3 protein-coding genes are annotated in these 3,180 nt (G+C 41.6%); 1 reads left to right on the plus strand and 2 read right to left on the minus strand.

Features of this window, described 5'->3' with window-relative positions; genetic code table 11:
- Positions 1-376, plus strand: a 376-nt coding sequence (locus H3T56_RS11640; protein ID WP_232351444.1) for a hypothetical protein, incomplete at its 5' end; no start/stop codon positions are given.
- Between the two features lie 167 nt (positions 377-543).
- Here the strand turns inward: H3T56_RS11640 and H3T56_RS11535 are convergent.
- Together H3T56_RS11535 and H3T56_RS11645 are read right to left on the minus strand one after the other, a co-directional pair.
- A complete protein-coding gene (locus tag H3T56_RS11535) occupies positions 544-1,932 on the minus strand; it encodes a hypothetical protein (RefSeq protein WP_198193085.1) in 1,389 nt (462 codons plus the stop codon).
- Between the two features lie 752 nt (positions 1,933-2,684).
- The coding region (locus H3T56_RS11645; protein ID WP_232351445.1) for a hypothetical protein at positions 2,685-3,180 on the minus strand (496 nt) is incomplete at its 5' end.

A 3,180-nucleotide genomic window follows, 5' to 3' on the forward strand; every position in this document is an offset into this window, starting at 1 on the left:
GTTTGCCATGCTAACCTCACTCAGTTGTCAGCACGTTGCCAATGTCGCTAAATTAAATACACCAAACTTATTTGCCAAAATAAACTCTTATGTTTATAGCGAGCTAATTTTAGTTTTAAAACCAATTTCGGGGAAGCTTGGACGGGATTTTGGCTTTAAAAACCCCGTTCCTCAAAATTTTTTGGTTGTTTTAGTTTCGGACGTTTTGTTGTTTTGTGGTTGTTTCTATACGGCGATTACGTCCGAGTTAAGAGGGTTGGCGCGAACCCTCTTTACAATCTCCCGCGGCGACCACGCAAGTGGTCACTGCGTGACTGCCTTCCGCCTTCGTTCGCTTTTAACGCTCCTTGCCAAACATCCCTGTTTGCCATGCTAACCTCTCTCAGTTGTCAGCACGTTGCGAATGTCGCGCCACAAAATCGCTTTTTATCGCCCACTTCGTCAACGTCAGCGCCATTGCCTTGACAGGGCAATGATTCTTTAATGTCCTAATGTTATTTTTCTTATCCTCAGCTTCAATACCTAAGAATTAAGAAATAATAGCTAAGGATAGACACAGACTACGTATGCTGTGGAGTCGGCATTCACGCAGTAATTCGAGGCACGCGTGCAATGCGTGCCACCACCCATTCTAACCACAAAAAATCCTAGATTATTACCCCCCCAATCTTGCGTCAAATAGACGTCTTTGAAACCGGCATTAGCGTAACTGTCCACCCTCCCCCATTCCGTGAAAAATCCTGCACCAATGTGACGCCGATAGTTATTATCAGGTGATGAAGGCGTTGCACCAACTGCACCTCGACAACCATGACTTGAACCTCTTCCCTGACAAGACGCATTTGTTAAATCTAGAACCTTAGGATTACGATATCCTATATGATAACGATCACACCAAGATATTATACCGTCCCAAGATTCATAATTACCACGATGAACAAACCACTGCTTTAACTCAAATCCATATTTGACCACCGCATTACCACTGCTATCACGACCGACTAACTCAAATGTCTGCGGTAAAGATGGTCTATCGATTGGATCTGGATAATCTGTTTGCTGTTGCCATTCTGTAGGAATAGGACCCGTTAGGGTGACTTTAACGCTGGTACTTGTTGAATCGGTCATCGTTGCCGTAATACCACCATGCGAAACCGGCGCCCACGATAAGGCCTGATTACTACCACCAATATCTAAATAAAAATATAAATTATTAGCACCCGTAGTCGGGAAGTTTAAACCATAAGACGACGGCGTAACTGACTGTGGTAGAAAACCCTTCTCAGGGTTCCATATGTCAGCAGAAAGACCTTGCCTTATGTCTCTGTATCCTAGGTCAGGTCTTGCATAACAAATCACTGGCGATGCCTTAGGATTAATATAATAAGTGGCATTACCTGCCGTAAAACGACTTTCATTAGGTACTCCATAACGTGTTGTTAATCTACCGCCATCATTAGATAAGGTTAATTTATATGGCGCTTTACAAATAGTCAGTACTTCATTACGGGCAACAGGATGATTGAAGTTATCAACAATAGATAAATTTAAACTACCGGTAGCGGTGATACCATCAATCCCCTGACCATCGCCATCATCATCTCCCCAATAATTATACGGTGTGCCAATAAGTGAGCTTAATGCAATAGAATCAGTATCCGTTGGTACTAACATACCAATATCATTAAAACTCTGACCAGCAACAGGTAAAACGATAGGATTTCTTTCTGAATTATTGGTTGTCGGAGTAAATGTTCTTCCATCAGAAAGGGATATCCCGAGTAGCGCTTCGGTATTTGTTACCCGGGTTCGACCTCCATCAAAGGTTAAATATGGGGCTGAGCCATAAATAATATTGGTCGTTTTAGTGGTTAATGCATAATTAGCAAAAGAGATAGACTGTAATACAACTACGGTTAATACCAAAACCATCGGCCGAGATAAAAAGGCTAAACCAAGAAATTTTGAAAAATTTTGCTGAAATTTAGGAAATTTGGGAAATTGTCGAAATAATAAACTGCAGTTAAATAATAAACGATGTGAGCTTAACTTTAGATAGGTGAATTTATAGGTTGGGCAGGTTGTGTGTTGTGTGTTGTGTGTTGAAAATTATAATCCATATCAGATATCCTTGTCAATCCAATTTTATGATTTATTTAAAATTTTAAGCCTAACGGCATAAAATTTATCCATTCGTATAAATATGCTATAAAAGTATAGTGATTGCTAAAATCCATGCAACTTTTTTTGATGGTTTAATTGTTAACTTTTGTAAAGATTAATGTAATATTACCTCTTAATTACGCCCTTAAAACCAATTTCGGAGAAACTTTAGGGGGATTTTTAGGCCTTAAAAACCCCCTTTCCTCAAAATTTTTTGGTTGTTTGAGTTTCGGACGTTTTGTTGTTTGGTGGCTAGTTCTATGCGGTGATTACGTCCGAGTTAAGAGGGTTGGCACGAACCCTCTTTACAATCTCCCGCGGCGACCACGCAAGTGGTCACGATGTGACTGCCTTCCGCCTGCGTTCGCTCTTAACGCTCCTTGGCAAACATCCCTGTTTGCCATGCTAACCTCACTCAGTTGTCAGCACATTGCGAATGTCGCGCCACAAAATCGCTTTTTATCGCCCTAACATTATTTTTCTTACCTCAGCTTCAATACCTAAGAACTAAGAAATAATAGCTAAGGATAGACACAGAGTCCGCCGCCCCTTGTGGAGTAGTTCCAAGTATCGGGAGAAAACGAACCATAACGCGTGTTAACATAAAAAAACCTTTGTGTACTAATTACTATATCTTGCGTCCAATATTTAAACGTCCAAGTGCCGCCGGCGCCGGAGCCGAGGCCGGGAAAGTTGGCACCAACGTAATCCTCCACCATCCCCCATTCCGAGAACAATCCTCCACCAATGTGACGCCGGAACCAAGGATCAGGTGACGAAGGCGTTGCCTCTACTACACCGTTACAATCGTCTTCTGAATTAAGTCCCCGACAAGATCCATTAGTTAAATCCCTGATATTTGGGAGATGGTATCCAATATTATTACACCAAGATTCCGCACTAGAATGGTTCTTTTCATTATTACCACTATGAACAAACCACTGCTTTAACTCAAATCCATATTTGACCACCGCATTACCACTGCTATCACGACCGACTAACTCAAATACCTGCGGT

Source organism: Gilliamella sp. W8123 (genome assembly GCF_016101085.1).
Taxonomy (GTDB): Bacteria; Pseudomonadota; Gammaproteobacteria; order Enterobacterales; family Orbaceae; genus Gilliamella; species Gilliamella apis.

Bases quoted from the DNA above. Each gene is read 5' to 3' on its own strand.
- H3T56_RS11535 (WP_198193085.1), bottom strand. From the start codon at position 1,932: ATGGTTTTGGTATTAACCGTAGTTGTATTACAGTCTATCTCTTTTGCT.